Source organism: Exiguobacterium sp. s194, from assembly GCF_018618275.1.
In the GTDB taxonomy this organism is placed as follows: Bacteria; Bacillota; Bacilli; order Exiguobacteriales; family Exiguobacteriaceae; genus Exiguobacterium; species Exiguobacterium chiriqhucha.
Map to the genome: position 1 here is coordinate 1 of NZ_JACSLT010000008.1, position 26,442 is coordinate 26,442.

At 53.3% G+C, this 26,442-nt stretch carries 31 protein-coding genes; 28 read left to right on the top strand and 3 right to left on the bottom strand.

All coding sequences use genetic code 11. The features are described 5' to 3' along the window. Nucleotides 1–78, top strand: a 78-nt coding sequence (locus KNP85_RS15910) for an IS3 family transposase (protein ID WP_214803152.1), incomplete at its 5' end; no start/stop codon positions are given. Nucleotides 79–138: 60 nt separating this feature from the next. Here the strand turns inward: KNP85_RS15910 and KNP85_RS10790 are convergent. Then, a complete protein-coding gene (locus KNP85_RS10790) occupies nt 139–891 on the bottom strand; it encodes a hypothetical protein (RefSeq protein ID WP_058763172.1) in 753 nt (250 codons plus the stop codon). A 179-nt stretch (nt 892–1,070) separates the two neighbouring features. Here KNP85_RS10790 and KNP85_RS10795 point away from each other — a divergent pair, with 179 nt between their 5' ends. The 16 genes from KNP85_RS10795 (at nt 1,071) to mnhG (ending at nt 14,808) form a co-directional block, all read left to right on the top strand. Continuing rightward, nucleotides 1,071–1,472, top strand: a complete 402-nt coding sequence (locus KNP85_RS10795; RefSeq protein WP_021066814.1) for a GntR family transcriptional regulator — start codon at nt 1,071–1,073, stop codon at nt 1,470–1,472. Then, nucleotides 1,447–2,328 carry an ABC transporter ATP-binding protein gene (locus tag KNP85_RS10800; RefSeq protein WP_214802986.1) on the top strand — a complete coding sequence of 294 codons (882 nt, stop codon included), beginning with the start codon at nt 1,447–1,449 and terminating at the stop codon, nt 2,326–2,328. The genes KNP85_RS10795 and KNP85_RS10800 overlap by 26 nt, the downstream gene beginning before the upstream one ends. Further along, the gene (locus KNP85_RS10805; RefSeq protein ID WP_214802989.1) at nt 2,318–3,451 is read left to right on the top strand and encodes an ABC transporter permease subunit; all 1,134 of its coding nucleotides are present in this window, start codon (nt 2,318–2,320) and stop codon (nt 3,449–3,451) included. Before KNP85_RS10800 ends, KNP85_RS10805 begins: the two co-directional genes overlap by 11 nt. A gap of 11 nt (nt 3,452–3,462) precedes the next feature. Continuing rightward, complete coding sequence (locus KNP85_RS10810) at nt 3,463–3,930, top strand: DUF4825 domain-containing protein (RefSeq protein ID WP_029595873.1); 468 nt, start codon at nt 3,463–3,465, stop codon at nt 3,928–3,930. A gap of 137 nt (nt 3,931–4,067) precedes the next feature. After that, nucleotides 4,068–5,741, top strand: a complete 1,674-nt coding sequence (locus KNP85_RS10815) for an AMP-binding protein (RefSeq protein WP_029595872.1) — start codon at nt 4,068–4,070, stop codon at nt 5,739–5,741. A gap of 80 nt (nt 5,742–5,821) precedes the next feature. Then, a complete protein-coding gene (locus KNP85_RS10820; protein WP_021066819.1) occupies nt 5,822–6,400 on the top strand; it encodes a fatty acid metabolism transcriptional regulator FadR in 579 nt (192 codons plus the stop codon). Nucleotides 6,401–6,480: 80 nt separating this feature from the next. Then, complete coding sequence (locus KNP85_RS10825) at nt 6,481–7,254, top strand: electron transfer flavoprotein subunit beta/FixA family protein (RefSeq protein ID WP_021066820.1); 774 nt, start codon at nt 6,481–6,483, stop codon at nt 7,252–7,254. 13 nt (nt 7,255–7,267) lie between these two features. Further along, a complete protein-coding gene (locus KNP85_RS10830; RefSeq protein WP_029595871.1) occupies nt 7,268–8,233 on the top strand; it encodes an electron transfer flavoprotein subunit alpha/FixB family protein in 966 nt (321 codons plus the stop codon). A gap of 107 nt (nt 8,234–8,340) precedes the next feature. Beyond that, nucleotides 8,341–8,655 carry a thioredoxin gene (gene trxA / locus KNP85_RS10835; protein WP_021066822.1) on the top strand — a complete coding sequence of 105 codons (315 nt, stop codon included), beginning with the start codon at nt 8,341–8,343 and terminating at the stop codon, nt 8,653–8,655. Nucleotides 8,656–9,028: 373 nt separating this feature from the next. After that, nucleotides 9,029–11,458: a Na+/H+ antiporter subunit A gene (locus tag KNP85_RS10840; protein ID WP_214802992.1), complete on the top strand. Its 2,430-nt coding sequence runs from the start codon at nt 9,029–9,031 to the stop codon at nt 11,456–11,458. Continuing rightward, entirely contained in the window at nt 11,442–11,879 is a 438-nt protein-coding gene (locus tag KNP85_RS10845; RefSeq protein ID WP_021066824.1) for a Na(+)/H(+) antiporter subunit B, read from the top strand. The genes KNP85_RS10840 and KNP85_RS10845 overlap by 17 nt, the downstream gene beginning before the upstream one ends. Next, nucleotides 11,879–12,220: a Na(+)/H(+) antiporter subunit C gene (locus KNP85_RS10850; protein WP_021066825.1), complete on the top strand. Its 342-nt coding sequence runs from the start codon at nt 11,879–11,881 to the stop codon at nt 12,218–12,220. The genes KNP85_RS10845 and KNP85_RS10850 overlap by 1 nt, the downstream gene beginning before the upstream one ends. Then, a complete protein-coding gene (locus tag KNP85_RS10855; protein ID WP_021066826.1) occupies nt 12,213–13,694 on the top strand; it encodes a Na+/H+ antiporter subunit D in 1,482 nt (493 codons plus the stop codon). Before KNP85_RS10850 ends, KNP85_RS10855 begins: the two co-directional genes overlap by 8 nt. Before the next feature lie 7 nt (nt 13,695–13,701). Further along, on the top strand, nt 13,702–14,181 hold the full coding sequence (locus KNP85_RS10860; RefSeq protein WP_058763184.1) for a Na+/H+ antiporter subunit E: 480 nt from the start codon (nt 13,702–13,704) through the stop codon (nt 14,179–14,181). After that, nucleotides 14,181–14,471, top strand: coding sequence for a Na(+)/H(+) antiporter subunit F1 (locus tag KNP85_RS10865; protein ID WP_021066828.1), 291 nt, complete (start codon nt 14,181–14,183; stop codon nt 14,469–14,471). The genes KNP85_RS10860 and KNP85_RS10865 overlap by 1 nt, the downstream gene beginning before the upstream one ends. Next, entirely contained in the window at nt 14,449–14,808 is a 360-nt protein-coding gene (gene mnhG / locus KNP85_RS10870; RefSeq protein WP_031200113.1) for a monovalent cation/H(+) antiporter subunit G, read from the top strand. The genes KNP85_RS10865 and mnhG overlap by 23 nt, the downstream gene beginning before the upstream one ends. Before the next feature lie 37 nt (nt 14,809–14,845). Here mnhG and KNP85_RS10875 read toward each other — a convergent pair whose 3' ends face one another. Next, the gene (locus KNP85_RS10875) at nt 14,846–16,159 is read right to left on the bottom strand and encodes a dihydrolipoyl dehydrogenase family protein (protein WP_214802995.1); all 1,314 of its coding nucleotides are present in this window, start codon (nt 16,157–16,159) and stop codon (nt 14,846–14,848) included. 72 nt (nt 16,160–16,231) lie between these two features. On the opposite strand from KNP85_RS10875, the gene uvrC reads away from it, so the two are divergent. Continuing rightward, entirely contained in the window at nt 16,232–18,016 is a 1,785-nt protein-coding gene (gene uvrC, locus KNP85_RS10880) for an excinuclease ABC subunit UvrC (protein WP_214802998.1), read from the top strand. Continuing rightward, nucleotides 18,013–18,819, top strand: a complete 807-nt coding sequence (locus KNP85_RS10885; protein WP_214803002.1) for an aminoglycoside adenylyltransferase domain-containing protein — start codon at nt 18,013–18,015, stop codon at nt 18,817–18,819. The genes uvrC and KNP85_RS10885 overlap by 4 nt, the downstream gene beginning before the upstream one ends. 48 nt (nt 18,820–18,867) lie before the next feature. On the opposite strand, the gene KNP85_RS10890 is transcribed toward KNP85_RS10885, so the two are convergent. Next, the gene (locus KNP85_RS10890; protein WP_251136285.1) at nt 18,868–19,260 is read right to left on the bottom strand and encodes a YslB family protein; all 393 of its coding nucleotides are present in this window, start codon (nt 19,258–19,260) and stop codon (nt 18,868–18,870) included. A 223-nt stretch (nt 19,261–19,483) separates the two neighbouring features. On the opposite strand from KNP85_RS10890, the gene KNP85_RS10895 reads away from it, so the two are divergent. From KNP85_RS10895 to KNP85_RS10935, 9 genes are all read left to right on the top strand, one after another. Continuing rightward, a complete protein-coding gene (locus KNP85_RS10895; protein WP_021066834.1) occupies nt 19,484–20,101 on the top strand; it encodes a succinate dehydrogenase cytochrome b558 subunit in 618 nt (205 codons plus the stop codon). Between the two features lie 15 nt (nt 20,102–20,116). Then, entirely contained in the window at nt 20,117–21,874 is a 1,758-nt protein-coding gene (sdhA, locus tag KNP85_RS10900; protein WP_029595861.1) for a succinate dehydrogenase flavoprotein subunit, read from the top strand. Continuing rightward, on the top strand, nt 21,871–22,671 hold the full coding sequence (gene sdhB / locus KNP85_RS10905; RefSeq protein ID WP_021066836.1) for a succinate dehydrogenase iron-sulfur subunit: 801 nt from the start codon (nt 21,871–21,873) through the stop codon (nt 22,669–22,671). The genes sdhA and sdhB overlap by 4 nt, the downstream gene beginning before the upstream one ends. Before the next feature lie 9 nt (nt 22,672–22,680). After that, the gene (locus tag KNP85_RS10910; RefSeq protein ID WP_029595860.1) at nt 22,681–23,121 is read left to right on the top strand and encodes an acyl-CoA thioesterase; all 441 of its coding nucleotides are present in this window, start codon (nt 22,681–22,683) and stop codon (nt 23,119–23,121) included. Between the two features lie 71 nt (nt 23,122–23,192). Continuing rightward, the gene (locus tag KNP85_RS10915) at nt 23,193–23,456 is read left to right on the top strand and encodes a phosphocarrier protein HPr (protein ID WP_021066838.1); all 264 of its coding nucleotides are present in this window, start codon (nt 23,193–23,195) and stop codon (nt 23,454–23,456) included. Nucleotides 23,457–23,572: 116 nt separating this feature from the next. Further along, a complete protein-coding gene (gene racE / locus KNP85_RS10920; protein ID WP_031200117.1) occupies nt 23,573–24,379 on the top strand; it encodes a glutamate racemase in 807 nt (268 codons plus the stop codon). After that, nucleotides 24,372–25,121, top strand: a complete 750-nt coding sequence (gene rph, locus KNP85_RS10925; RefSeq protein ID WP_214713962.1) for a ribonuclease PH — start codon at nt 24,372–24,374, stop codon at nt 25,119–25,121. Before racE ends, rph begins: the two co-directional genes overlap by 8 nt. After that, on the top strand, nt 25,118–25,708 hold the full coding sequence (locus KNP85_RS10930; protein WP_214803013.1) for an XTP/dITP diphosphatase: 591 nt from the start codon (nt 25,118–25,120) through the stop codon (nt 25,706–25,708). Before rph ends, KNP85_RS10930 begins: the two co-directional genes overlap by 4 nt. Before the next feature lie 5 nt (nt 25,709–25,713). Further along, nucleotides 25,714–26,226: a metallophosphoesterase family protein gene (locus KNP85_RS10935; RefSeq protein WP_214803015.1), complete on the top strand. Its 513-nt coding sequence runs from the start codon at nt 25,714–25,716 to the stop codon at nt 26,224–26,226. Nucleotides 26,227–26,442: the final 216 nt, after the last annotated feature.

The following is a 26,442-nucleotide window of genomic DNA, read 5'->3' on the forward strand; positions in this document are numbered from 1 at the left end:
TCGTTCTACAACCACGAGCGTCTCCAGAAACGACTAAACGGCTTGAGCCCTGTCGAATACAGGTCTCAAGCCGCCTAGGTTGGTTTTCATTATTTGCCCTGTCTACTTGACGGGGAGCAGTTCATTTGCGAATGGTGATCAGTCTTCATATTTGGTGCCATCGAAGTGGTAGTCATGGATGAAAGTCGTCTCGTCGAAGCCATATAGTCGATCATGACGATTCAAGTCCTCAATCGTCTGAATTTCATGCATCGCCGGTTCTCCCGGTAAGGAATCGCGGGCGACGTTCAAATACCGCTCGGTGAAGTCATCATCCTCATACGGTGTCCCGTCGAATGAGAAGTGAACCGAATAGACGTCGTCCTCCAAAGCGCGAATCACGTCGAGCATCCGTTGTTTCTGTGCATCAGTGTTCGCCCAGTCCTCATGGAACATGACCGACACGTCCAAGAACTCTTTCGACTCGACGTCGAAGACGGACGTCGGGGTAGGGCGTACGGTCGTCGCAACGCCTTCATCCACACCGGTCGGCACACTCGCGCGGACCGTCTCTGCCTCCGTCAACAAATCGAGCTGCTCGAGTCGCTCCTTGAACGTGTCTTCGGCCTCTTGTTGCCAGACGTGTTCGAGCACGTTGTCATGGATCGTTTGATCAGACCGATACGTCTCGGCCCAATAGTCCCCTTCGAGTATCGGATCAGTCAGCGTGAACTCGGCCGCATAGCCGCCCATCTTCCAGTCGCGCTTGAGCGTGACCTCGACGTCCTCTCCATATGTATCTTCAATATAGGATGCGTATCGTTCTTCTTCATCTTGTTTTGCATACGTCGACCATGTCGTGCCAAGCGCGGTCACGGCGACAGCGGTCGCGACTAACCATCGTTTTCTCATTTTTGATTCACCTCTCTACCAATGTACCTGAAATGGAAGTGTCCTACCTCGGTCCAAAGTCGTATTCAATTTATTACCAAATACCTGTAAACTGAAAGTGCCCTTGAAGAACTAATATCTTTACGTGTACTAATACATATAATACACTTAAGTTACGTACACAAGAAAGGGTGTGACCCATGTTATATAAAATTGATATGAAGAGCGCGGAACCGCTGTATGAACAAATCGTCAACCAGACGAAAGCGCTCGTCATCCGTGGCATCTTACGTCCGGGGGATAAAGTCATGTCGGTGCGTGAACTCGCGACCGACCTCGTCATCAATCCGAACACGGTCAGCAAGGCGTATCAGGAACTCGAACGGCTCGGCTTACTCGAGATGCATCGCGGACGCGGGACGTTCGTGTCCGAGGACTGGATTGACCAAGACTCGCCGCGCGCGCCGATCCTTGAAGCGATCAAGAAACTCGCCATCGATTGCCATTATGCCAACATTGAGCTCACCGAAGCGCTGACGCTATTTGAGACAGAGTATAAGAAAGTAGGGGAGAACCATGCTGACAGTACAGCAACTGAGTAAGACGATCGATCGCCAGCCAGTGTTAGAAGATATCGACTTCACGGTCAACTCGGGTGAAATCATCGCGCTCGTCGGCCGGAACGGAGCCGGAAAAACGACGCTGCTCCGAACGATGGTCGGCATCATTCGACCGGATAAAGGTGATGTCCGCTACGGACCGTCAAGCATCTTTGAGAAAGCAGAGTTGAAGCGTGACGTCATCTTCGTCCCGGATTCGGCCGATGCCCTCAAACATTATACGATTAACGAAGCGGCTGCGCTCTACGAATCGATTTACCCATCGTTCAACCGATCGATTTTCAGAGAGACGCTCACTCGCTATAACATCGATAACAAGAAGATTCGCCAGCTCTCGAAAGGGCAAAAGGCGATGGTGACGCTCTCGCTCGCGTTCGCCGTCCAAGCGAAATATTATCTGCTCGATGAGCCGACGGACGGACTCGACGTCGTCGCCAAGTCGGACGTGTTGAAGTTGATGATTGCCCAAGTCGAGGCACGGAACTGTTCCATCATCGTCTCGAGTCACCAGTTACATGAGCTCGAACGAATCGCCGACCGCATCATCATGATCGAGAAGGGCCGCGTCAAGGCGATCATGTCGCTCGAGGAGGCGCGCGAGACGAGCGTCAAACTGCAAGTCGTCTTCAACGACCAAGTACCGGTCGAACTGCTCGAGCGCAAGGACATCGAAATCATCAATGTGACCGGACGCGTCGCCTTGTTCATGGCGAAAGAACGGACGAAAGAGCTCGATACGTTCGTCGATGCGCACGACCCGATGCTCGTCGAAGAAATCCCGATGTCGCTCGAAGACATCTTCCGGGTCCAATTAGGAGGTGAGGCAAGTGTCTTTTAAAGTCCTATTAAAGAAAGATTGGAAACAAGTCTCGATTTTGTGGATGTTGCTGGTTTTTCTCGGAGTGATTGCGTTCACGGTACCAGTTTGGTCACAAATGCAATACTTTGACCAGGAACTTCGTAACATTCAAGAAAATCCAGATGAATATGCCGATTGGATCGATGGGGATTCGTCTGATTTGTCCGTCCAAGACTTTTTTAATGAAAATAATGGAACAGGCTATTGGATTGGTGACTTACAATCGCTCATACCGATGGGTGGGGTATTGTTTTTATTCGTTATTTTTGGTGCTCTCATGGCATCCGTCTTGATTGGAGCAGAACGGAACAGTCAAATGTCCGATTTCACGATGTCTCTCCCGTTCACAAGGAATCAGCTTTACATATCGAAATGGTTAATTGGAACGGTAGGAATTATTGTATCGTCTGTGCTCGGTGGTACGCTCATGATAATAATGATTCGCTTCTCGGACTACGCGTTTTTAATGGAAGGAAGCACGAATCGAGTCATCGCGCTTGTCGTTCTTTTGATGCTTAGTGGTATCTCTTTCTTCTCAGCTGCTCTATGGATGGGATCGTTCGGAGGAGAATCGATTTCACAGGTGATTTGGACATTCATTGCGTTAGTCTTCCCAATTGGTTTGATTGCGCTCGTGCAAGGATCTGTCTATGCGTTTTCACAACAGTATGATTCGAGGTATGCATTCTTCGACGATTTGTTCCAGAGTACGTTTTTACGTGTTTTGTCGCCATTCTCTAACTTGGCAAACGTAGACATGTATCAATACTTTACTAACCAAGCTGAATGGCAGAAATTCTTAGCAATTGCGCCATGGAGCGCACTAGCTTTCATCGCATTATCATTTGGACTCGGCCTTTGGATGTTCAACCGAGCACCTCAAGAAAACAACGGACGATTTTTTATGTTTTCGAAATGGCTATGGCTGATCCACATCATCATGGTTCTCTGTTTCGCCATGTTAGGAGGAATCGTTCTCTCAGCATTCTCGATGCAGTCAGGTTTTGCACTATACATCGTTGGCTTCCTGATTGGCGGCTTCATCGCCCACTTGCTCGCGAAACGGTTGCTTTACCGCTTTAACTTGAAACTAAAATCGTAAGGAGGATTCTCATGAAACGGCTCAGTCTGCTCGTCGCCTTGCTCGTCATGCTCGCGGGATGCGGGGATACCCATCGACCGAACGCCTTCCAATACAAAGATTCATACGTCGGGGACAACAGCGCCGTCTCGGGCATCGCCCAGACGTTGCCGATGCATGACTGCTACAAGTCGATCGAGCTACAGACGTCGAAGCGGCCGTACGGCTTAACGGTGCGCTACAGCGACCCGGAAATCGAGCGCATCGAGCAAGAACGGTTGGCAATCCGCAACGCGGCGACGTATTTCACGCTCGTCCAAAACGCGGAAATCGTTCGCTTCGCCTTCCCGAACCGGACGTACGCATTCTCACGCCCGGAGATGGAGGCGTGGCTCGACATCGACTTCTCGACGATCAAGTGGGAAAAAGAGTTGAAGGACCGCTTGGACGAGAAAATCAGCAACGAAGAACAGACGGAAGCCTATTTCAAGAGAATCTGAACGTGTGCGGAAACTTTCATCCGCACACGTTTTTTCGATATTTTCTGAAAATTATCGGGTAAAGGGTAGATGAAAGCGTTTTCTTGGCATTATAATAGAGTTAACTGAATGACTATTCATTCCAAGGAGGAAAAGCGATGAACAAACCGTGGTTGCAAGATTATCCAGCTGACATGCCAAAAACGATTGACTATGAGGTGAAGCCGCTCTATGATGCGCTATCCCGAGCCGCGACCGATTTCCCGAACAAGACCGCCATCTCATTCATCGGCAAAGAGTTGACGTTCGCCGAAGTCGACGATGCGGCGAAACGGTTGGCGACGATGCTTCAATCGAAAGGGCTGCAAAAAGGGGACCGTGTCAGTCTGATGCTACCGAACTGTCCGCAGTTCGTCATTTCGTTCTATGCGGTCCTGTACGCCGGCGGTACGGTCGTCCAGACGAATCCGCTCTACACGGAGCATGAGCTCGAGAACTTGATCACGGACTCCGGTGCGAGCATCATCGTCACGCTCGACCTCCTGTATCCAAAATCACTTCGTGTGAAGCAGAAGACGGACGTCAAAATGATTATCACGACGAGTATCGCCGACTATCTACCGTTCCCGAAAAATAAGCTGTATCCCATCAAAGTGAAGCGCGAGAACAATATCGTCATCGATACGACAGGTTCGGTCGCGTTCAAGGACTATAAACAGTTCGATCCAATCACGCCGGTCACAGTCGACCCGAAAGAAGACGTCGCGGTGCTGCAGTATACTGGCGGGACGACGGGACTGCCGAAAGGCGTTATGCTGACCCACTTCAACTTGACGGCGAACGTCGACCAGATTTCGAACTTCTTCTATAGATATAACCGTGGTGATGAGAAACGCGTCTTATGCGTCGTGCCGTTCTTCCATATTTACGGCATGTCGTGCTGTTTGAACTTCGGGATGGCGAACGGATATGAGCTCGTCCTCGTGCCACGCTTCGACGTCACCGACGTCCTGAAGACGATCAATAAGAAGAAACCACACTTCTTCCCGGGCGCCCCGACGATGTACGTCGGTATCCTCAATGACCCGAAACTGAAGAAATACGACTTGTCGTCAATCGAGGCGTGTATCTCGGGATCGGCCCCGCTGCCGGTCGAAGTGCAGGAGCAGTTCGAGAGTATCACGGGCGGACGCATCGTCGAAGGCTACGGCTTGTCGGAGACGTCACCGGTCACGCATGCGAACTTCTTATGGGATAAACGGATTGTCGGCTCGATTGGGGTGCCGTTGTCGGACACTTCTGCTAAAATTGTAAAGGCAGATGGAGAGACGCTGGCTGATATCGGCGAGATCGGGGAAATCATGCTGCACGGTCCGCAAGTCATGAAAGGGTACTGGCAGAAGCCAGAAGAGACGGCAGCCGTCTTGAAGGACGGATGGCTCGCGACCGGTGACCTCGGCTATATGGGCGAGGATGGATTCTTCTATATTGTCGACCGGAAGAAAGACATGATTATCGCCGGAGGCTTCAACGTCTATCCGCGTGAGATTGAAGAAGTGCTATACGAACATCCGGCCGTCAAGGAAGCTGTCTGTATCGGCGTACCGGACCCGTATCGCGGTGAGACGGTCAAGGCGTTCATCGTGACGCGTGACGGCACCAGCGTGATGGAAGAAGAGCTCGACAAGCACTGTCGCGAGAAGCTCGCAGCGTATAAAGTACCGAAGCTGTATGAGTTCCGGGAAGAGTTGCCGAAGACGTTCGTCGGTAAGATTTTACGTCGTGTCCTCGTCGACGAAGAGAAAGCGAAACAAGTGAAACAAAGCAGTTGACACAAGCGTGTCACATGATAGAATAATAAATGAATGAACCATCATTCATTTTTAAGCAGCGGTAAGGAGCTTGGGTGTTTATGACAAAGAATGGATCAAAAAGTGACCGCATTATCGATGCGGCAGTGAAAGTGATTGCGGATCATGGCTATCACGGTGCAAAGGTGACGGCCATCGCCAAAGAGGCGGGCGTCGCCGACGGAACGATTTATCTGTACTTCAAAAACAAGGAACATCTGTTGATTGAATTGTTCCAGACGAAGATGGGCCTGTTCATCGACTACTCGAAACAACAAATCGAGCGGGAGACGACGGCCGGCGACAAACTGTATCAGTTGATCGAGTCGCACTTGAAGCAACTATCGGCCGATTACGACCTCGCCGTCGTGACGCAAATCGAGCTCCGGCAGTCGAACTTGGCGCTCCGTCAAAAGATTAGCGAAGTGCTCAAACCGTACTTGAACTTAATCGATGCGGTCGTACAACACGGAATCGACACCGGCGAATTCGATCGCGATCTCGACTATCGACTCGCTCGGCAGATGATTTTCGGCACGATCGATGAAGTGGTCACGAGTTGGATGGCGAGCGGCTTCAAGTATGACTTGATGTCGACGCTACCGAAAGTACACCATATGTTAAAAAAAGGGCTTGCTTAACCGTAAGCCCTCTCGCTAGCTCAAAAAATGAACGCTGATTCATGAATGATGGTGCGAACAACTTATAAGGGGGAACTACGATGAATATTTTTGTATTGCTGAAGCGTACGTTCGATACAGAGGAAGCGATTCAGCTCGAGAATGGGGAAATTCAAGAAGACGGCGCTGAGTTCATCATCAACCCGTATGACGAATATGCGGTCGAAGAAGCCATCCGTAAGCGTGACGATCTCGGGGGAGAAGTCACGGTCGTGACGGTCGGACCGGAAGACGCGGACAAAGAACTTCGGACGGCGCTCGCGATGGGAGCGGACAAAGCGGTTCGCATCTCGATCGAGGATGACGTCGAGGACGCAGACCATGTGACGATTTCGAAAGTGCTCGCCACGTACTTGAAAGAGCAAGCACCAGATCTCATCTTCGCGGGGAACGTCGCCATCGACGGCGGTAGCGGCCAAGTCGCACCACGCGTCGCTGAACTGTTGGACATGAACTACGTGACGACGATCACGAAGCTCGACATCGACGGCACAACGGCGACGGTCACACGCGACGTCGAAGGGGACACTGAAGTGATCGAAGTGGCGCTCCCGCTCCTCGTGACAGCGCAGCAAGGATTGAACGAACCGCGTTACCCGAGCCTTCCAGGCATCATGAAGGCGAAGAAGAAGCCACTCGAAGAGCTCGAACTGTCGGACATCGACCTCGATGAAGACGAGATCGAAGCGAAAATCGAGACGATCGAACGTTTCTTGCCGGAAGAGAAGAAAGCTGGGCGCATCCTTGAAGGGGATACGTCGTCACAAGTGAGCGAGCTCGTTCAATTACTTCGCACGGAAGCCAAAGTCATTTAAGGGGGACACATAGATGAAAGCTTTAGTACTCGCAGAAGCGCGTGAAGGCGCGTTACGGAACGTATCATTTGAAGCAATCGCCGCAGCGAAGCAATTGACGGACGACGTGACGGCGGTCGTCATCGGGGATGACGTCAAAGCACTCGCGACGGAACTCGGGGAGTACGGCGCGGGTCGCGTCCTCGTCATCGAAGATGAGCGTCTCAAGCACTACACGCCGGACGGTTATGGGCAAGTGCTCCGCCAAGTCATCGACCAAGAGTCACCGGACATGATCGTGCTCGGTCATACGGCACTCGGGAAAGACATTGCCCCGAAACTCGCGGCGCGTCTTGACGCAGGTCTCATTAGTGACGTCGTCTCAATCGAAGGGTCAGGCAAAGACGCCGAGTTCGTCCGCCCAATCTATTCAGGGAAGGCGTTCGAGAAAGTGAAGTTCAAAGACTCAGTCATGTTCTTCACGATCCGCCCGAACAACATCGACGCACTTCCGCGTACGGCCGGGGTGAGCGCTACGGTCGAGACACCGAGCGTTGAACTGAAAGACCTCGCCATGATCGTCAAAGAAGTCGTCCGCAAGGCGACGGGGAAAGTCGATTTGACGGAAGCGAAAGTCATCGTCGCCGGTGGCCGTGGTGTCAAGAGCGAAGACGGCTTCAAGCCGCTCGAAGAACTCGCTGAACTGCTTGGCGGTGCCGTCGGTGCTTCACGTGGAGCATGTGACGCCGACTATTGCGACTATGCACTTCAAATCGGTCAGACGGGGAAAGTCGTCACGCCGGACTTATATATCGCCTGCGGCATCTCGGGCGCGATTCAACACTTGGCTGGGATGAGCAACGCCAAAGTCATCGTCGCCATCAACAAAGACCCGGAAGCGAACATCTTTAGCGTGGCCGATTACGGCATCGTCGGCGACTTGTTCGACGTCGTCCCACTCCTGACGGAAGAGTTCCGCAAACACCTCGTCAATAGCTGATATGCAGAACGTTTGGGGAAACGTACCCTCCGTGGTATACTCTGAACATGAAATGCATGAGAGTGATTCATTCGGCTCTCACATCTTACTGGGGAGGTATTTACCAAATGGCTATTAAACACGCAACGACTCAAACATTTGAACAAGAAGTAAAAGAGGGCGTCGTCCTCGTCGATTTCTGGGCAGCTTGGTGTGGACCGTGCCGCATGATCGCACCGGTACTCGAAGAGCTTGACCAAGAGATGGGCGACCAAGTCCAAATCGTTAAACTCGACGTTGACGAGAACCCAGAAGTAGCGGGCGCTTTCCAAATTCAAAGTATCCCAACACTTATGATGTTCAAAGACGGACAACCTGTTTCGAAAACAATGGGCTTCCAACCAAAAGAAGCACTCAAAGAGTTTATCGCAACAGCACAATAATCACGTACAGCCGACCGGGCAACTGGTCGGCTGTTTTTTGTTGGGCGTGTTAGGGAAGAAGGAGTTTAGTCGTTTCGCATGGAATATCAACGGTTAAGGTTCGGTACGGATTGAGGGCGAGAATTCGGAAAAATCACCACCTGAAAACGCATACATATAGAGTGCGATTGTAATTTTTTTTCGTCGCTTTTTGTCGACTCCCTTCATATTTAACAGTTCGGGAGAAATCGGGGAGGCGTCAAAATACGCGAAGGTTTTATCATGGAAACAGACTGAAAATTTACGCTATACTCATGAAGAAGACGTGATGGCGTCAAATGACCTTAATAATTAAGCCATCGTTTGTAAGACTCTGTTCGAAGGAGGAATTTTCTTGTCGGTGTTACATTTAGCTATCTTATTGCCGCTTCTCGCGGCACCGTTCATCCCGTTCTTGTTCCGGGCGCTGAAGCGAATCCATACGGGTTGGTTCGTGTTAATCGTTCCGGTCGTCCTATTCGTGTACTTCTTCCGCTTCATCGGAATCACGAGCGCGGGAGACGTCGTGACGGAAACGGTCGAATGGATGCCATCGCTCGGCATCAACTTCACGGCCTACGTGGACGGGCTCGGACTTTTGTTTGCCCTCCTGATTACAGGGATTGGGGCGCTCGTCGTCCTTTATTCGATTTATTACTTGAATAAAGACAAAGAGTCGCTCGGTCATTTTTATGTGTATCTGCTCTTGTTCATGGGCGCGATGCTCGGTGTCGTCCTTTCGGACAACATGGTCGTCATGTACATGTTCTGGGAACTTACGTCGATTTCGTCGTTCCTATTGATCGGGTACTGGTACGAGAAAGAGCGCTCTCGCTACGGGGCGCGTAAATCGATGCTCATCACCGTGTTCGGTGGTCTGTCGATGCTCGGGGGGATCGTGATTCTCGAGTCGATCGTCGGCTCGTTCAGCATCCGCGACATGGTCGCCAATCAGGCGGTGATTGCGGACAGCCAGTTCTTTATCGCGGCGATGATACTCATCTTGCTCGGAGCCTTCACGAAGTCGGCACAATTCCCGTTCCACATCTGGTTGCCGGACGCGATGGAAGCGCCGACCCCGGTCAGTGCGTACCTCCACTCGGCGACGATGGTCAAGGCCGGTCTCTATCTCGTCGCACGGATGAGCCCGGTGTTCCAAGAGTCACCGATTTGGCTATGGACCATCGCCGCGGTCGGGACGTTCACGTTGTTCTGGGGCTCGTTCAATGCGGTCAAACAGACCGATTTGAAAGGGATTCTCGCCTTCTCGACGGTCAGTCAGCTCGGTCTGATCATGTCGCTCCTCGGCCTCGGTGCCGCGGCGCTACATTATGACGGGATGGATGACAACATCTATATGGTCGCGACAATCGCCGCAATTTTCCATTTGATTAACCATGCGACGTTCAAAGGGTCGCTGTTCATGATGGTCGGAATCGTCGACCACGAGACGGGGACGCGTGACATCCGCAAACTCGGCGGTCTCATGACCGTCATGCCGATCACGTTCACGATCGCCGTCATCGGTTCGTTGTCGATGGCAGGGTTACCGCCGTTCAATGGCTTCCTCAGTAAAGAGATGTTCTTGAAAGCGACGACGAAAGTGTTCTCGATGGACTTCTTCGCACTCGATACGATCGGCATCTTGATTCCGGTCGTCGCGTTCATCGCGAGTGTGTTCACGTTCATCTACAGTTTGATCATCTTTACACGGACGTTCATGGGCAAAGCCCAGTTCGACAAGTTGCCGAAACAGCCGCACGAGGCACCAATCGGGATGCTCATCCCGCCGGCGATTCTTGCCATCCTCGTCGTCGTTCTCGGTTTCGTGCCGAACGTCTTATCGAACTCGCTCATCAAGCCGGCCGTCGAATCGATTTATCCGACGCTCGTCGCGAGCGGGCAAGAAGTCAAAGTAGACATCTACTTCTGGCACGGATTGACACCGGAGCTGTTCATGACGATCGGCGTCATCTTGCTCGGGACGCTCATGTTCTATACGATCAACAAGTGGATGGGCATCTATAACCGGATTCCACACCGCCTGACGCTCAACGGCATGTATGACGGGACGCTCGTCTGGTCGAACAAGGCGGCGTACCGCTTCAAAGATAACTATATGACGGGCTTCATCCGCTCGTACTTGGTCTACATCTTCTTGTTCTTGTCAGGCATGATGTTGTTCTCGATGTATTGGTTCGATTTGTTCAACTTCTCGTTCGGCAAGATGGAACCTGTCGCACCGTATGAATACGTCCTCGGGGCTGTTGTCATCTTGGCATCAATCGCGATTCTGTTCATGCGTTCGCGCCTGCCATCGATCATCCTGCTCGGTGTCGTCGGGTATTCGGTCGCGTTGTTCTTCGTCTTCTTCAATGCACCGGACCTGGCCTTGACGCAGCTCGTCATCGAAACGGTATCGGTCGCGCTGTTCTTGCTCGTCTTCTACCATATGCCGGAGATCAGCAAGAAAGAAGTGCGCGTGAAATTCAAAATCGAGAATGCGATCGTCTCGATAATCGTCGGGGTGACGGTCATGCTCCTCAGCTTCATGGCGCTATCGAACCGTTCCCTGTCGTCAATCTCAGAGTACTATAAAGAAAATGTCTATGATTTAGCAGCCGGGAAAAACATGGTCAACGTCGTCCTTGTCGACTTCCGGGGCTTTGATACGTTGTTCGAGATCGTCGTCCTTGCCATCGCGGCCATCGGGATTTACACGATGATCAAATTCAGAACGACAGAACGTACGAAAGGAGCACGCGAACATGAACCGAAAAAATGATCAAGTCAATGACGTCATCTTACAGACGGCCGCGGTGATCATCTTCTTCATCATCATCGTGTTCTCGATCAATCTCTTCTTCGCCGGGCACTACTCGCCGGGCGGAGGCTTCATCGGTGGTTTGATGACGGCAGCTGCGCTCGTATTGTTGCTCCTTGCCTTTGATTCGAAAACGCTCGCCGACGTGCTTCCGTTCGACTATCGCAAGATGACGGCGCTCGGTCTCGCCATCGCGTTACTGACGTCGCTTCACAGCATCTTCTGGGACCGTCCGTTCCTGACGCATGCGTATGGTAAGTTTGACTTGCCGCTCTTAGGCGAACAGACGCTTCACACGGCGATCGCCTTCGACCTTGGTGTTTACCTTGTGGTCATCGGTGTGACGATGACGATCATTCAAACGATTGGAGAGAGTGAATAATGGAAATCTTCGTTAGCATCATCATCGGTGTCTTGACGATGAGCGCTGTCTATATGATTCTCTCAAAGAGTTTGTTGCGCATCATCATCGGCACCGGCCTGCTCAGTCACGCCGCCCACTTACTCGTCTTGACGATGGGCGGATTGAAAACCGGAGCGGCACCAGTCCTCGTCGACGGGGTGACGGAATATACCGATCCGCTCCCGCAAGCGCTCGTCTTGACGGCCATCGTCATCAGCTTCGGGGTGACCGCGTTCTTCCTAGTGCTCGCGTATCGGGCCTATCAAGAACTGAATACGGATAATATTGAGGAAATGAAAGGAACGGAATCGAATGATTAACTTACCGATCTTTCCGATTGTCATCCCGGCGCTTGCGGCCATCATCCTCCTCTTCGCGCCGAAGCAGATTCGTCTGCAACGCGGAGTGGCACTCGGGGCTTTACTTGTAACGTTCGCAGTGACGGTGCTGCTGATCTTCACCGTGTCACAGGACGGCATCTTGACCGTCAATTTAGGAAACTGGCCGGCACCGTTCGGGATCACGCTCGTCTCGGACATGCTGTCGGCATTGCTCGTCGCCACGTCGACGTTGATCGTCTTCTTCATCGTCTGGTTCGCGACCCATTACTTCTCGGACGCGTATGAGTCGAACTACGTCTATGTCGCGATGCTTTTCCTCCTAGTCGGGGTGAACGGTGCCTTCACGACAGGCGATATCTTCAACTTGTTCGTCTTTTTCGAAGTGTTCCTCATCTCGTCATACGTGTTGATCGTCCTCGGAGGGAAAGGGGTCCAACTTCGCGAGTCGATCAAGTACTTGCTCGTGAACGTCATCGCCTCGGCGTTGTTCGTCATGGCCGTCGCGCTACTTTACGGAACGGTCGGCACGCTCAGCTTGGCTGACCTCGCGCAGAAGATTCCGCTCGTCGAGAATCAATCCGTTCTCGTCGTCATCGGGGTATTGTTCATGATTGTCTTCGGTTTAAAAGGGGCACTCGTACCGTTACACTACTGGCTCCCGGGCTCGTATGTCGTGGCACCGACGCCAATCCTTGCTATGTTCGGGGCGCTTCTGACGAAAGTAGGGGTGTACTCGATTTTGCGGACATACACGCTCCTGTTTGATGTCGGGTCGTTCACGCAGAACTTCTTGATTATTCTCGCCGTGTTGACAATCGTCATCGGGATGATCGGCGCCATCGCCTATAATGACGTCAAATTGATCATCATCTACAACATCATGATCGCAGTCGGCGTGATTCTCTATGGGATTGCGCTCAACACGCAGACGTCGCTCGAAGGGGCGCTTTACTACTTGATTCATGACATGTTGATCAAGGCCGCCTTGTTCATGCTCGTCGGCATGATGATCGGCATCACCAAGTCTGGTCAGTTACGCGACATGGGTGGCTTGATTACCCGGTTCCCGCTGTTCGGCTGGACGTTCTTCATCGCCGCCTTGTCGCTCGCCGGGATTCCGCCGCTTAGCGGATTCTTCGGGAAACTGTTAATCGTTCAAGGTGGGGTCGCCGAGGGCAGCCTGTTCGGACCGCTCCTCATCTTGCTGTCGAGTTTGTTCGTCCTCTTCTCCGTCATCAAAATCTTCTTGTACGGATTCTGGGGAGAAGAGAAGCGTGCCTACGACGGTCCGCTCGTTCCGCACATGAAGAAACTCATCGTGCCGACGTTCTTGCTCGTCGCCGTCGCCGTGGCTTACGGGTTCGGCGCCGAGGCGATGCATCCGTTCATTACCCAGGCAATTGAACCGCTCGTGCAACCCGAAATCTATATCGATGCCGTGATTAAGGAGTGATTTAGAGATGGCTTACCAACTACTCATCAACTTTTTCCTGGCGTTCATTTGGATGTTCTTCACGGGTACGTTCACGACGAGCGGATTTCTCATCGGCTATTTGCTCGGATTACTCGTCATCTTCATGATGCGCCGCTTCTTCAAGAATACGGATTTCTATTTCATCCGCGTCTTGAAACTGCTTAAACTGTTCTTGATTTTCTGTCGGGAGCTTGTCCTCGCCAATGTCGAGGTGCTCCGGCTCGTCCTCAGCCCGAAACTGAAAATCCAACCAGGCATCTTCCGGTACCATACCGAGCTCGATGCCGGTTGGAAGGTCAGTTGGCTGTCGATGCTCATCACCCTGACACCAGGGACACTCGTCGTCCAAGTGTCGGACGACAATAAGACGCTCTATATCCATGCGCTCCATATGCCGGATAAAGAGTCGCTCAAGCAAGGCATTCACGATAACTTTGAGACGAAGATTAAGGAGGCGACCAGCTAATGTTAGATATTATTATTTACGTGGCGCTCGCCATCCTCGTGCTCGCCATGCTCGGCATGCTGTATCGGGTCGTCAAAGGACCGACGACGGCTGACCGTGTCATTGCGCTCGACTCGATCGGAATCGGCTTGATTTCCGTCGTCTCGCTGTTGTCGATTCTGCTCGACACGACGATGTTTTTCGAAGTCATCCTCTTGCTCGGGATTTTAGCCTTTATCGGAACGGTGGCGTTCTCGAAATTCCTCGAGAAGGGAGAGATCATCCAACATGACCGCAACAATGATTTATGACATTTTGACCGGTGTCTTCACAATCATCGGGGTATTCTTCACCGTCGTCGCGGCCATCGGTCTCATCCGGCTGCCGGACATCTACTCGCGGGCCCATGCGGCCTCGAAGAGTGCGACGCTCGGCGTCATGTTCGTCTTGTTCGCGGCGCTCCTGCACGTCTGGGTCGACCAGCGCATCTTTGACGCACGACTCCTGCTCGGCTTGTTCTTCGTCTTGTTGACGGCTCCGGTCGGCGGACACTTGATTGCTCGGGCGGCTCACGCCCAAGGGGTCAAGCTCTGGGACAAATCGCTCCAGGACGCCTTGCAAGAAGATAAGGATAAAGGAATCGAATGACGAAAGGCTCTTCCATCGCACGATGGAAGAGCCTTTTTTAGATGAGGTACGAAATATCGGACGCGGACGTCGGATACGCGAACTCCAAGTGTTTGACGTGTTGATGGGTCATATTGTTTTGTATAATGAATGAGAACAAGTTGATCAGTTCCGGTGCGTGTTGCCCAATCAAGTGGGCGCCGAGCACATGACCGTCCTTGCTGAGCAAGATGCGGGAGAACGCCGTCGTGTCGTTGATGCGCTCATACGTGAGGAAATGGGACAAGTCGTTGTCTTTACATTCATAGTCGATGCCTTGCGCCTTGGCCTCGTCGACCGTCAGCCCGACCTTTGCAATCGGTGGTGTCGTGAAGACGACCGTCGGGGCGGGGCGTTCGGGGAGCGGACGCGTGTTGTTGCGGAGCAGGTTGAGCGCGGCGATGCGACCTTCCTGTCCGGCGAACGGGGTGAGGGCCGGGTTGCGGCTCTTGGCGACGTCTCCGGCCGCATAGACGTTCGGATTCGTCGTCTGGAGAAACTCGTTGACCAAGACGCCGCCGTGGTCGGACTCGATGCCGGCCGCATCCAAGCGAAGTCGCTCGATGCTCGGAATCCGCCCGGTGGCGTTAAGCACGAGCCCTTCAAGGGTAGAGTCATCTGATAGTGTCACGACGTCGCCATTGATGTCGACCGGTTCGATTCCATAGCGGACATCGATCCCGATTTGAATCGTCTCATCGACAAGCCGTTTGACGACTTTACGGTCGAATGGCTTCAGCGCCCGCGACCGGACGAGGAGCGTCACGTCACATCCGAACCGGCGCAGAATATGGGCGAACTCGAAGGCGATATAACCGGCTCCGACGATGATGACGTGTTGCGGTAACACCTCAAGGTCGAAGACGTCGTTGCTCGTGATGGCAGCGTCTCCGCCGGGAATGTCGAGTGGACGCGGAATTTGCCCCGATGCGATCAAGAATTGATGCGCCGAGATTTCATGTCCTTCGATGACGATTGAGTCTTCATCGATGAAATGTGGTTCGCCTTCGAACAAATCGATGCCGTGTTCTTGCCAATGATGCATCTTCGTCGTCGGGACGGCAAAACGGTATTCGTCGACACGATGTTTGAAGGCGTGCCAGTCGAGCTTGAGTTCGCCGGTCACACCGAGCGGTTTCATTCGTTCGGCCCGGGCAATCAGCTCGGCTCCTTCCGCGAGCATTTTTTTCGGGTCACACCCGCGCTGCGGGCACGTCCCGCCGAACGTCCAATTCTCGACAATCGCAATTTGTTTACCGGCGTCACGTAACACGCTTGCGGCTTGGCTCGCTGCCGAGCCGCTGCCGATGATGATGACATCGTACCGTTTCATTCCAAAACCCTCCCTCTGAGACTTCATCAATTTTTTCCCGTCTGGAAGGAACCTAAACTGAGGTGATTGAATTTGAGTCATTCTGACCACATTAAACATAAATTGGCGCTCCTCCCGGACGAGCCCGGCTGTTACTTGCATAAGAACGAGTACGGGGAAATCATTTACGTCGGGAAAGCGAAAAATCTGAAGAACCGGGTCCGGTCGTATTTCACCGGGGCGCACGACATCAAGACGATGCGCCTCGTGGCCGAGATTCGCGACTTCGAATATATCGTCACGGCGAGTGAGCTCGAGGCGCTTCTGCTCGAGATGACGCTCATCAAAAAGCACGACCCGAAATATAACATCCGCTTGAAGGACGACAAGTCGTACCCGTATATCAAAATTACGAACGAGCCGTATCCGCGGTTGCTCACGACACGGAAGCTGAAGCGGGACGGCGGCTTCTATTTTGGGCCGTATCCGAACGCCTATGCGGCCAACGAGACGAAGCGGCTGCTCGACAAGTTGTATCCGCTCCGGAAATGCCAACCGATGCCGCGCAAGCTCTGTCTGTATTACCACATCGGGCAGTGTCTCGGACCGTGCGAGCTCGCCATCGACACGGACGAGCAAAAAGAGATCGTCCAAGAGATTCGACGCTTCCTGAACGGGGAGACGAGCGAGACGCTCGCCAAACTCCAAGTCGACATGGGACTGGCTGCCGAAGACATGCAGTTTGAACGCGCCGCCGAGCTCCGTGACCAAATCCGGGCCGTCGAATCGATTATGAACAAACAGAACATGATCACGGCCGACCCGACAGCACGCGACGTCTTTGGCTACACCCTCGACCGCGGCTGGATGTGCGTCCAAGTGTTCTATATGCGAGGCGGCAAGATGATCGAGCGCGACGTGTCCCTGTTCCCACTTCACGGGGAACCGTCCGAGGAGCTCGAGAGTTTCATCGTCCAGTTCTACGAGCAGAACGTCTTGCCGAAGGAAGTGCTCGTCCCTGAGATTGTCCGCATCGATCTTTTGAACGAGGCGATCGGCACGAAAGTGATGCAGCCGAAACGAGGGGCGAAGCGACAGTTGCTCGACTTGGCGACGAAAAATGCGGGAATCGCCTTGAACGAAAAGTTCGAGTTACTCGCTCGCGACGAAGAGCGGACGCTCCTCGCCATGCGTGAACTCGGTGAGGCAATCGGTATCCCGAACTTGTCGCGCGTCGACATCATCGACAACGCCAACATCCAAGGGGCGGACGCCGTCTCGGCGCTCGTCGTCTTCGAGGATGGCAAGCCGCTCAAGAAGGAATACCGGAAATACAAGATTCGTACCGTCCAAGGACCGGACGACTATGAGACGATGCGAGAGGTCGTGCGCCGTCGGTTCCGCCGTCTGTTGACGGAAGAGAAACGTCTGCCGGACCTGCTGTTGATTGACGGAGGCATCGGGCAATTGAATGCCGCCCTTGACGTCCTGCAAAACGAGTTCGGGCTCGACTTGCCCGTCGGCTCGTTGAAAAAAGATGACCGTCACCGGACGAGCCAGCTCTTGTTCGGGGAAGGCGGCGGGGTCGTCGAATTGAACTCACGTTCGAGCGCGTTCTATTTGCTCCAACGTATGCAAGACGAGGTCCACCGCTTCGCCATCACGTTCCACCGCAGCCTGCGGACGAAGAAGATGACGAAGTCGGTGCTCGACGATATACCGGGCGTCGGACCGAAGCGACGTCAGCAGTTGATCCGTCATTTCGGGTCGATGAAGCAGATCCGTCTCGCCTCGCTCGAACAGTTGAAAGAAGCGGGTCTGCCGGAGAAGTTGGCCGAGACCGTAATCCAATACGTCCATGAGGAGACCGATGAATGAACCGAGACGCGTTAGCCGATTTTCCAGACGAGACATCCCCTTTTATTGAACAGTTCGTGCGTGACCTTGCGGACGTGACCGACGCGATTCAACATGCGTACGTGCACGGGTCTGTGACGATGGGAGGCTTTCATCCGAGACAGAGTGACGTCGATTTACTGTTCGTGAGCGACCGAGACCTGTCGGACGAGGAGCGGCTCGGTTTGATGCGACTGTGCCTGGCGACATCGACGCAGCCGTATCCGCTCGAGTTGACCGTGATGACGGAACGAGCGTTACAAGAATGGGTCCATCCGAGTCCGTTCGAGTTTCATTATAGTGAGCAATGGCGCATGCGATTAGAAGAAATGTCAATTGATGAACTGCTCCATGAGCAACAAGGTATGACGGATCCGGATTTGGCCGCCCACCTCAAAGTCATCATGGAGCGAGGCTGTGTCTTGTTCGGGGCTCCGCTGCATGAGTTGTTGGTCGGGTTTGAGGAAGCGCACTACATTCAGGCGATTAAGGACGACGCATTAGATTGCCTGAGCTCGCTTGATAACCATCCCGTGTACAGCGTATTGAACCTCGTGCGGGTGATGGCCTACGAGACGGATGGACGTGTGCTCGCCAAACGAGAAGTGCTCGAGTGGGCGAAGCGACAATCGATTCCGACTGATCTCCTGCATGTCATTCAAAAAGCGGCAGCGGCGTATGCGGGAGAAGACAGTACGTTCTCAAGGTCGGAACTCATCGACTTTTATATCTTTGCCAATGAGCGTCTCTTTCCGTATAAAGAGATGGATGAGTTAGAGGATTAACTCAAAAAGAAAGAGCCGATGCGGTGTAAAAATCGCATCGGCTCTTCGTCATTCATACGTATCTTTTCGGTCTAGTTGGACGGTGATGTGGACGGCCTTGCGCGTCACGTCGGCATATCCTTCGGCGACGCATTGGAAACGACCCGCAATCTGTTCGGCTAAAAAGCCAGCCTCGAGCTGGAAGTAGCCCGTCGCCTTTTCTTGGGTCGCGGGTGGGGGCGTGAGCTCGAACAAGAATTTATTTCCTTTTTCTTTCAACAGCGTCAAATCTCCCCAGCCGGCCTCACTAAAGAAGGCGCTCAGTTCCTCATTGGGCATGACCGGGAACTTGCTTGCGACCCGTTTACCCGACCAATAGATGACTTGGGCGTAATCGTCCCCAAGCAAATCCGTCAACACATAATCGCGCAACAGTTCGATCGCGAAAGTGGGTTGGCTCATCGTTTCCATCTTCTTCCATCACTCCAATCTCTCTATACCATTATAACGACGAATCGGCTTTTGGTCACCGGGTATTTTGCAAAAGAATGTGTCACAAATCGGTCAGGTTGTCTTGTCATACAAAATTCACAAGAGTAGAATAGGAGACAGAAAGCTATATTTACATTTGAAAACGCTTTTATTTACAAAACGAGCCAAGGGCTCGTACAAAGGGGGAACTAGAATGGCTTCGCAGCGTGACTATTTCAGTCGTAAAGTCCATTCGCTACTTGGGGTCATCCCAATCGGCCTGTTTTTGATCGTCCACTTGTCGGTCAACTACTATATCGTCGATGGGGTGGAGTCGTTTAACAAGGCAGCAAAATTCATGGAGAGCTTACCGTACTTGTACTTCCTTGAAGTCACCATCATCGCTTTGCCGATGATTTTCCACGGCGTGTATGGCGTGTATTATGCGTTTCTCGGTTCGATTAACACGAACCGTTACTCATACGCGCGTAACTGGATGTACATGCTCCAACGCTTCACGGGCGTCTTCCTCGTCATCTTTATCGCTTGGCACGTTTGGGAAACGCGCTTGGCGAAGTTACGTGGCGTTGAAGTGAATGCGGAGATGATGCAAAACATCGTCGACAATCCGCTCATGCTTATCTTCTACATAGTCGGGATCCTCTCGGCTACGTTCCACTTCGCGAACGGTCTCTGGTCGTTTGCCATCACGTGGGGGATCACACAGTCGCCTCGTTCACAGCGCTTCATGAGCTACGTCTCAGGCGCGGTCTTCTTGGCACTATCTTTTGTCGGCATCCGTTCAATCTTGACGTTCGCTGGCATCTTGTAATAGGGGGAAAAGTACATGGCAAATCAAAGTTTGATCGTCATCGGTGGCGGTCTAGCTGGACTCATGGCGACAATCAAGTCGGCTGAGATGGGTGTTCCGGTAAAACTATTCTCGCTTGTACCGGTCAAGCGTTCACATTCAGTTTGTGCACAAGGCGGCATCAACGGTGCCGTCAACACGAAAGGGGAAGGGGATTCTCCTTGGCAACACTTCGATGATACGGTCTATGGGGGCGACTTCCTCGCCAACCAACCGCCAGTCCAAAAGATGGCGGAAGCGGCACCGAAAATCATCCACATGTTCGACCGGATGGGTGTCATGTTCAACCGGACGCCAGAAGGTCTTCTCGACTTCCGACGTTTCGGCGGCACGCTCCATCACCGCACGGCTTACGCCGGTGCGACGACAGGGCAACAGCTTCTTTACGCACTAGACGAGCAGGTCCGTCGCTATGAGGCGCAAGGGCTCGTCGAGAAGTATGAAGGCTGGGAGTTCCTCCGGGCCATCATCGATGAATCAGGCGTCTGCCGTGGTGCGGTCTGTCAGGATTTACGCTCGATGGAAATTAAAGCGTTCCCATCGGATGCGGTCATCCTTGCGACAGGCGGCCCAGGAGTCATCTTCGGTAAATCGACGAACTCGGTCATCAACACCGGCCAAGCGGCTGGAGCGGTTTACCGTCAAGGCGCGGTCTACGCGAACGGCGAGTTCATCCAAATCCACCCGACGGCGATCCCAGGGGACGACAAGCTTCGTCTCATGAGTGAGTCAGCACGTGGTGAAGGCGGACGTGTATGGACGTATAAAGACGGCAAGCCATGGTACTTCCTTGAAGAGAAGTATCCTGCCTACGGAAACCTCGTGCCGCGTGATATCGCGACGCGTGAGATCTTCGACGTCTGCGTCAACCAGAAGCTCGGCGTCAACGGCGAGAACATGGTGTACCTCGACTTGTCGCATAAAGACTCGAAAGAGCTCGACATCAAACTCGGCGGTATCCTCGAGATTTACGAGAAGTTCGTCGGCGACGACCCGCGGAAAGTCCCGATGAAGATTTTCCCGGCCGTTCACTATTCGATGGGCGGACTCTGGGTCGATTACGACCAAATGACGAACATCCCAGGGCTATTCGCTGCCGGTGAGTGCGATTACTCGATGCACGGTGCCAACCGTCTCGGTGCCAACTCGCTCCTCTCGGCTGTATACGGCGGGATGGAAGCCGGTCCTGCGGCCGTTCATTACATGCGCGGTCTCGACCAAGCGACAGAGAGCGTGCCAGAAGCACTCTTCAACTTCAACGAACGTGAAGAAATCGAGCGGTTCAACGACATCCTCGCGATGGAAGGTACGGAAAACGCGTATCAAATCCACCGTGAGCTCGGCGAACTCATGACCGACAACGTCACGGTCGTTCGTTACAACGATAAGCTCGAAGCGACGGATCTCAAACTCCGTGAACTTCGTGAACGCTATAACAACATCTCCGCGACCGATACGGCCCGCTGGAGCAACCAAGGGGCATCGTTCATCCGACAGCTCGACCACATGCTCGACCTCGCACGCGTCATCACACTTGGCGCCTTGAAACGCGACGAGAGCCGTGGGGCTCATTACAAGCCGGACTTCCCGGAACGTGATGACGAGCGCTTCATGAAGACGACGATGGCACGTTACGACAATGGGGAAGTCGATATCTCGTTTGAAGAGATCGACGTTTCGTTAATCCCGCCACGTAAACGGGATTACTCGAAGAAAGGGGCGAAGACGAAATGACGACGCCGATGCAAGCAGATCAAAAAGACATTCGTTTTATCATTGAACGCCAGGACGGGCCGGATCAACCGACCTATACGGAAGAGTTTACCGTCCCGTACCGTCCGAATATGAACGTCATCTCGGCACTGATGGAAATCCGCCGGAACCCGGTCAACGCGAACGGGGACAAGACGACACCAATCAACTGGGACATGAACTGTCTCGAGGAAGTGTGTGGCGCTTGTTCGATGATCATCAACGGCAAGCCGCGCCAATCGTGTACGGCACTCGTCGATAAACTCGAGCAGCCGATTCGTCTTGCTCCGATGAAGACGTTCCCGGTCGTCCGTGACCTTCAAGTCGACCGTCAGCGCATGTTCGACGCGTTGAAAAAAGTGAAGGCTTGGGTTCCGATTGACGGGACGTACGATCTCGGACCAGGACCACGGATGCCAGAGAACAAGCGTCAATGGGCGTATGAACTATCGAAATGTATGACGTGCGGTGTCTGCCTCGAGGCATGCCCGAACGTCAACGACAAATCGAACTTCATCGGACCGGCTGCCATCTCGCAAGTCCGTCTCTTCAACTCGCATCCGACCGGCGCCTTCCACGCGGAAGACCGTTTGGAAGCGCTCATGGAAGACGGCGGCCTCGCACAGTGCGGAAACGCACAAAACTGTGTCGAAGTTTGTCCGAAAGGCATTCCGCTCACGACGTCAATCGCTGCGATGAACCGTCAGACGACGCTTCACTCGTTCAAATCGTTCTTCGGTAGCGACAAAGGCCGCACCGGTTCTGCGGTCGAGGCGTAAGGGTTACGGATGACGAAGTACTTCCGGGAAGCCGATTGGGAAACACGTGTCAGAGCAGGGGTCGCGCTAGACGTCAAAGTCCGATTTTCGGAGTGCGATCCGTACGGCCACATGAATAATACGATTCCGTTCATCTATTTTGAGGATGCACGGATCGAGTTGCTTGAAGCGACAGGGTTCTCGTTGAAAGATGGGTTCGTCGTCGTCGCGGACGCCCAATGCGACTATGTCCGCCAGGTGATGCCGCGCCAATCGATCAAGGTGTATGCCAATGTCTTGACGGTCGGAAACACTTCATGTGATATTCATTACGGGGCATATGATGGAGAACAGCTCATGTTCGCGGGGCGCACGAGCCTCGTGCACTTGTCGAAATCCGGTCGTCCGACCGAATGGACTCCAGAATATAAAAATCGCTTGCAGAATTTTTGCGAATCCGCTATCATTTGATAATGAGTTCACAAACAATTATTCTGCAGGTTCACCTGTAGAATTGAAATTTGAAGGGAGACTATCACGTCATGGAAAAAACGTTCACAGTCGTTGCAGATTCAGGAATTCACGCTCGTCCAGCTACACAGTTGGTTAACACAGCTTCTAAGTTCCAATCAGATATCAACCTTGAGTACAACGGTAAGACAGTAAACCTCAAGTCAATCATGGGTGTTCTTTCACTCGGAATCGCAAAAGATTCTACAATCAAAATCACTGCAGCTGGTGACGATGCAGAAGAAGCGGTTAACACGCTTTCTGACATGCTCACAAGCGAAGGTCTTGCTCAGTAATTGAGCGACGGACGAGGCGGCCAATCGGCTACCTCGTCTTTTTTGTTTGTCACGAGACCGTTTCTTTTTCAGAATCGGCTTTTTTGGTAAGATAGATGGGAATGGAAGTGATGATTATGAAACGAGCGATTGGAGTACTCGATTCAGGAGTTGGCGGCTTGACGGTGGTCAAAGAACTGATGCGCCAACTACCGAAAGAAGAAATAATCTATATCGGCGACACGGAACGGTGCCCGTATGGCCCACGTCCGCACGATGAGATTGAAGCCTATACGTGGGAACTGATTGAGTTCCTGTTAAGCAAGAACGTGAAGATGATCGTCATCGCCTGCAACACGGCGACAGCGGTCGTCTTGAAAGAGGCGCGCAAACGCCTCAATATCCCGGTCATCGGTGTCATCGACCCGGGTGCCCGCGCGGCCGTCAAAGGGACGCGCAATAAACATATCGGCGTCATCGGCACGAAGATGACGATTGAGAGCAACTCGTACGAGACGGCACTCCGGCACGTGGCCGGCGAGATCGATGTGTATTCGCTCGCCTGTCCGCCGTTCGTACCGCTCGTCGAAGCCGGTGAACTTGACGGGGAACGTGTCCGCGCCATCGTCGCTGAGACGATTCGCCCGCTCCAGTCTTCCGAGATGGATACGCTCATCCTCGGGTGCACGCATTATCCGCTGCTCGCTCCGGTCATTCAAGACGTCGTCGGACCGGACGTCCATTTGATTTCATCTGGTGACGAGACGGCGCTCGAAGTGGCGGCCATCCTTGATTTCAAAGAGCTTGAGAACGACCTCGACACGGTCCCGGCGCATCAGTTTTATGCGACGGGGGACGTCGTCATCTTTGACCGACTCGCGACAGAGTGGCTCGGTCAGCCCGTGAGAGCGGAGAAAGTAGAGGTGTCCGGTGTCGATGCGTAACGAACGAAACCATGACGAGCTCCGGCCCGTCGAAATCGTTCCCCATGTGAACAAGCATGCGGAAGGATCGGTCCTCATCTCGATCGGGGACACGAAAGTCATCTGTACGGCGACCGTCGAAGAACGTGTCCCGAACTTCTTGCGCGGCAAGAAGCAAGGTTGGATTAACGCCGAGTATGCCATGCTCCCACGCGCGACCGGCAACCGTACGGTCCGCGAATCGGTCCGAGGGAAGCAGTCAGGCCGGACGATGGAGATTCAGCGTTTGATTTCCCGCTCGCTCCGCTCGGTCGTCGATTTGGAACGACTCGGTGAACGGACGATTTGGATTGACTGTGACGTCATCCAAGCGGACGGTGGTACGCGCACGGCCTCGATTACGGGCGGCTTCTGTGCCCTCGTCCTCGCGGTCGATGCGCTCATCCGTCAAGGCAAGCTCGACGACACGCCGATTAAAGAAGGCGTCGCGGCCATCTCGGTCGGTCGGACCGACGAATTGCTCCTCGACTTGAACTACGAAGAAGACGCCGCGGCCGAGGTCGACATGAACGTCGTCATGACGGCGAGCGGACGCTTCGTCGAAGTACAAGGGACGGGGGAAGAAGCAACGTTCACGTTGCTCGAGATGAACGAGATGCTCCACATGGCCCAAAGCGGGATCGAGACGCTATTCAAAGCGGCCGAAGACGCGCTCGGCGCCTCGTGGTGGTATGTCGGGGAACAATTGGAGGAGACAACATGAAACTCATCGTCGCAACACGCAATAAAGGAAAAGTCGTCGAAATCGAAGGGATGCTCACGCCGCTCGGCTTCGAGGTCGAATCGTTGCTTGACTACCCGGACGCACCTGAGACGGACGAGACGGGTACGACGTTCGAAGCGAACGCCGAGCTGAAGGCGACGGAGGCGGCCCGCTACTTCGGCCATGCTGTCCTCGCTGATGACTCGGGGCTTGAAGTCGACGCGCTCGACGGGGCACCGGGTGTTCATTCGGCCCGCTTCGCCGGACCTGAAAAATCGGATGAGGCGAACAACGCCCTCTTGCTCGAGAAGTTGAACGGGGCGACCGACCGGACGGCACGCTTCATCTGTGCCCTCTGTTTGGCCAAACCGTCTGGGGAGACGTTGACGGTACGCGGAACGATCGAAGGGACGATCGGGTATGCGCCGTACGGGGAGAACGGTTTCGGTTATGACCCGCTCTTCATCGTCCCGTCGCTCCATAAGACGGCAGCAGAACTTGAACGCGACGAAAAGGCGGCGGTCAGTCACCGCGGTCAAGCACTACGAAAGTTAGAGGCAGAAATCATTCCGTTCATGAAAGGGTGACCCGTATGCGTTTTCTCGTAGTCAGTGACAGTCACGGATTGACAGAAGAACTATCGATCATCTTTAATCGGCACGAACAAGAAATTGACGACGCGTATCATTGTGGCGACTCGCAACTCGCGCTCGTCGACGAGCACCTGCTCCCGTATCACACCGTGCGCGGCAATTGCGACTTCGGTGGCGACTTGCCGCTCGAGCGAATCGAGGAGACGGCTGAAGGCACGATTCTCATCGTCCACGGCCATCACCACGACGTGAAGTACGACTTGAACCGGTTGCGTTATCGGGCCGAAGAGGTCGGGGCGAACGTCGTGTTGTTCGGCCACTCGCACGTCGCCGGAGCGTTAATTGAGGACGGGGTGCTCTATGTGAACCCGGGCTCGATTCGGATGCCGCGCGGACGGAGTGACAAGACGTATGTACTGATGGATCTCGAGAACGGGCTGGCCAACGTCCGCTTTTATCGGTCTGAGGACGGTTCGGCCGTCGAGGATCTCGATGTGAGCGGAAAGCTGTGACGGAATGAAAAGAAGGAATTGACAGCAAACCATTTTTCTATTATAGTTTTCTTGTCAATGTCCCAATAGCTCAGCTGGATAGAGCAACGCCCTTCAAGACAAATAGGAGCCTTTATAGGGAAACAGAAACCTATGGAGTGGACGACACTATATCGGTGAAGCCTTAACAGATCATGCTGATGGTAATACCGAGGAAACTTATTTCCTTTCGGGGAC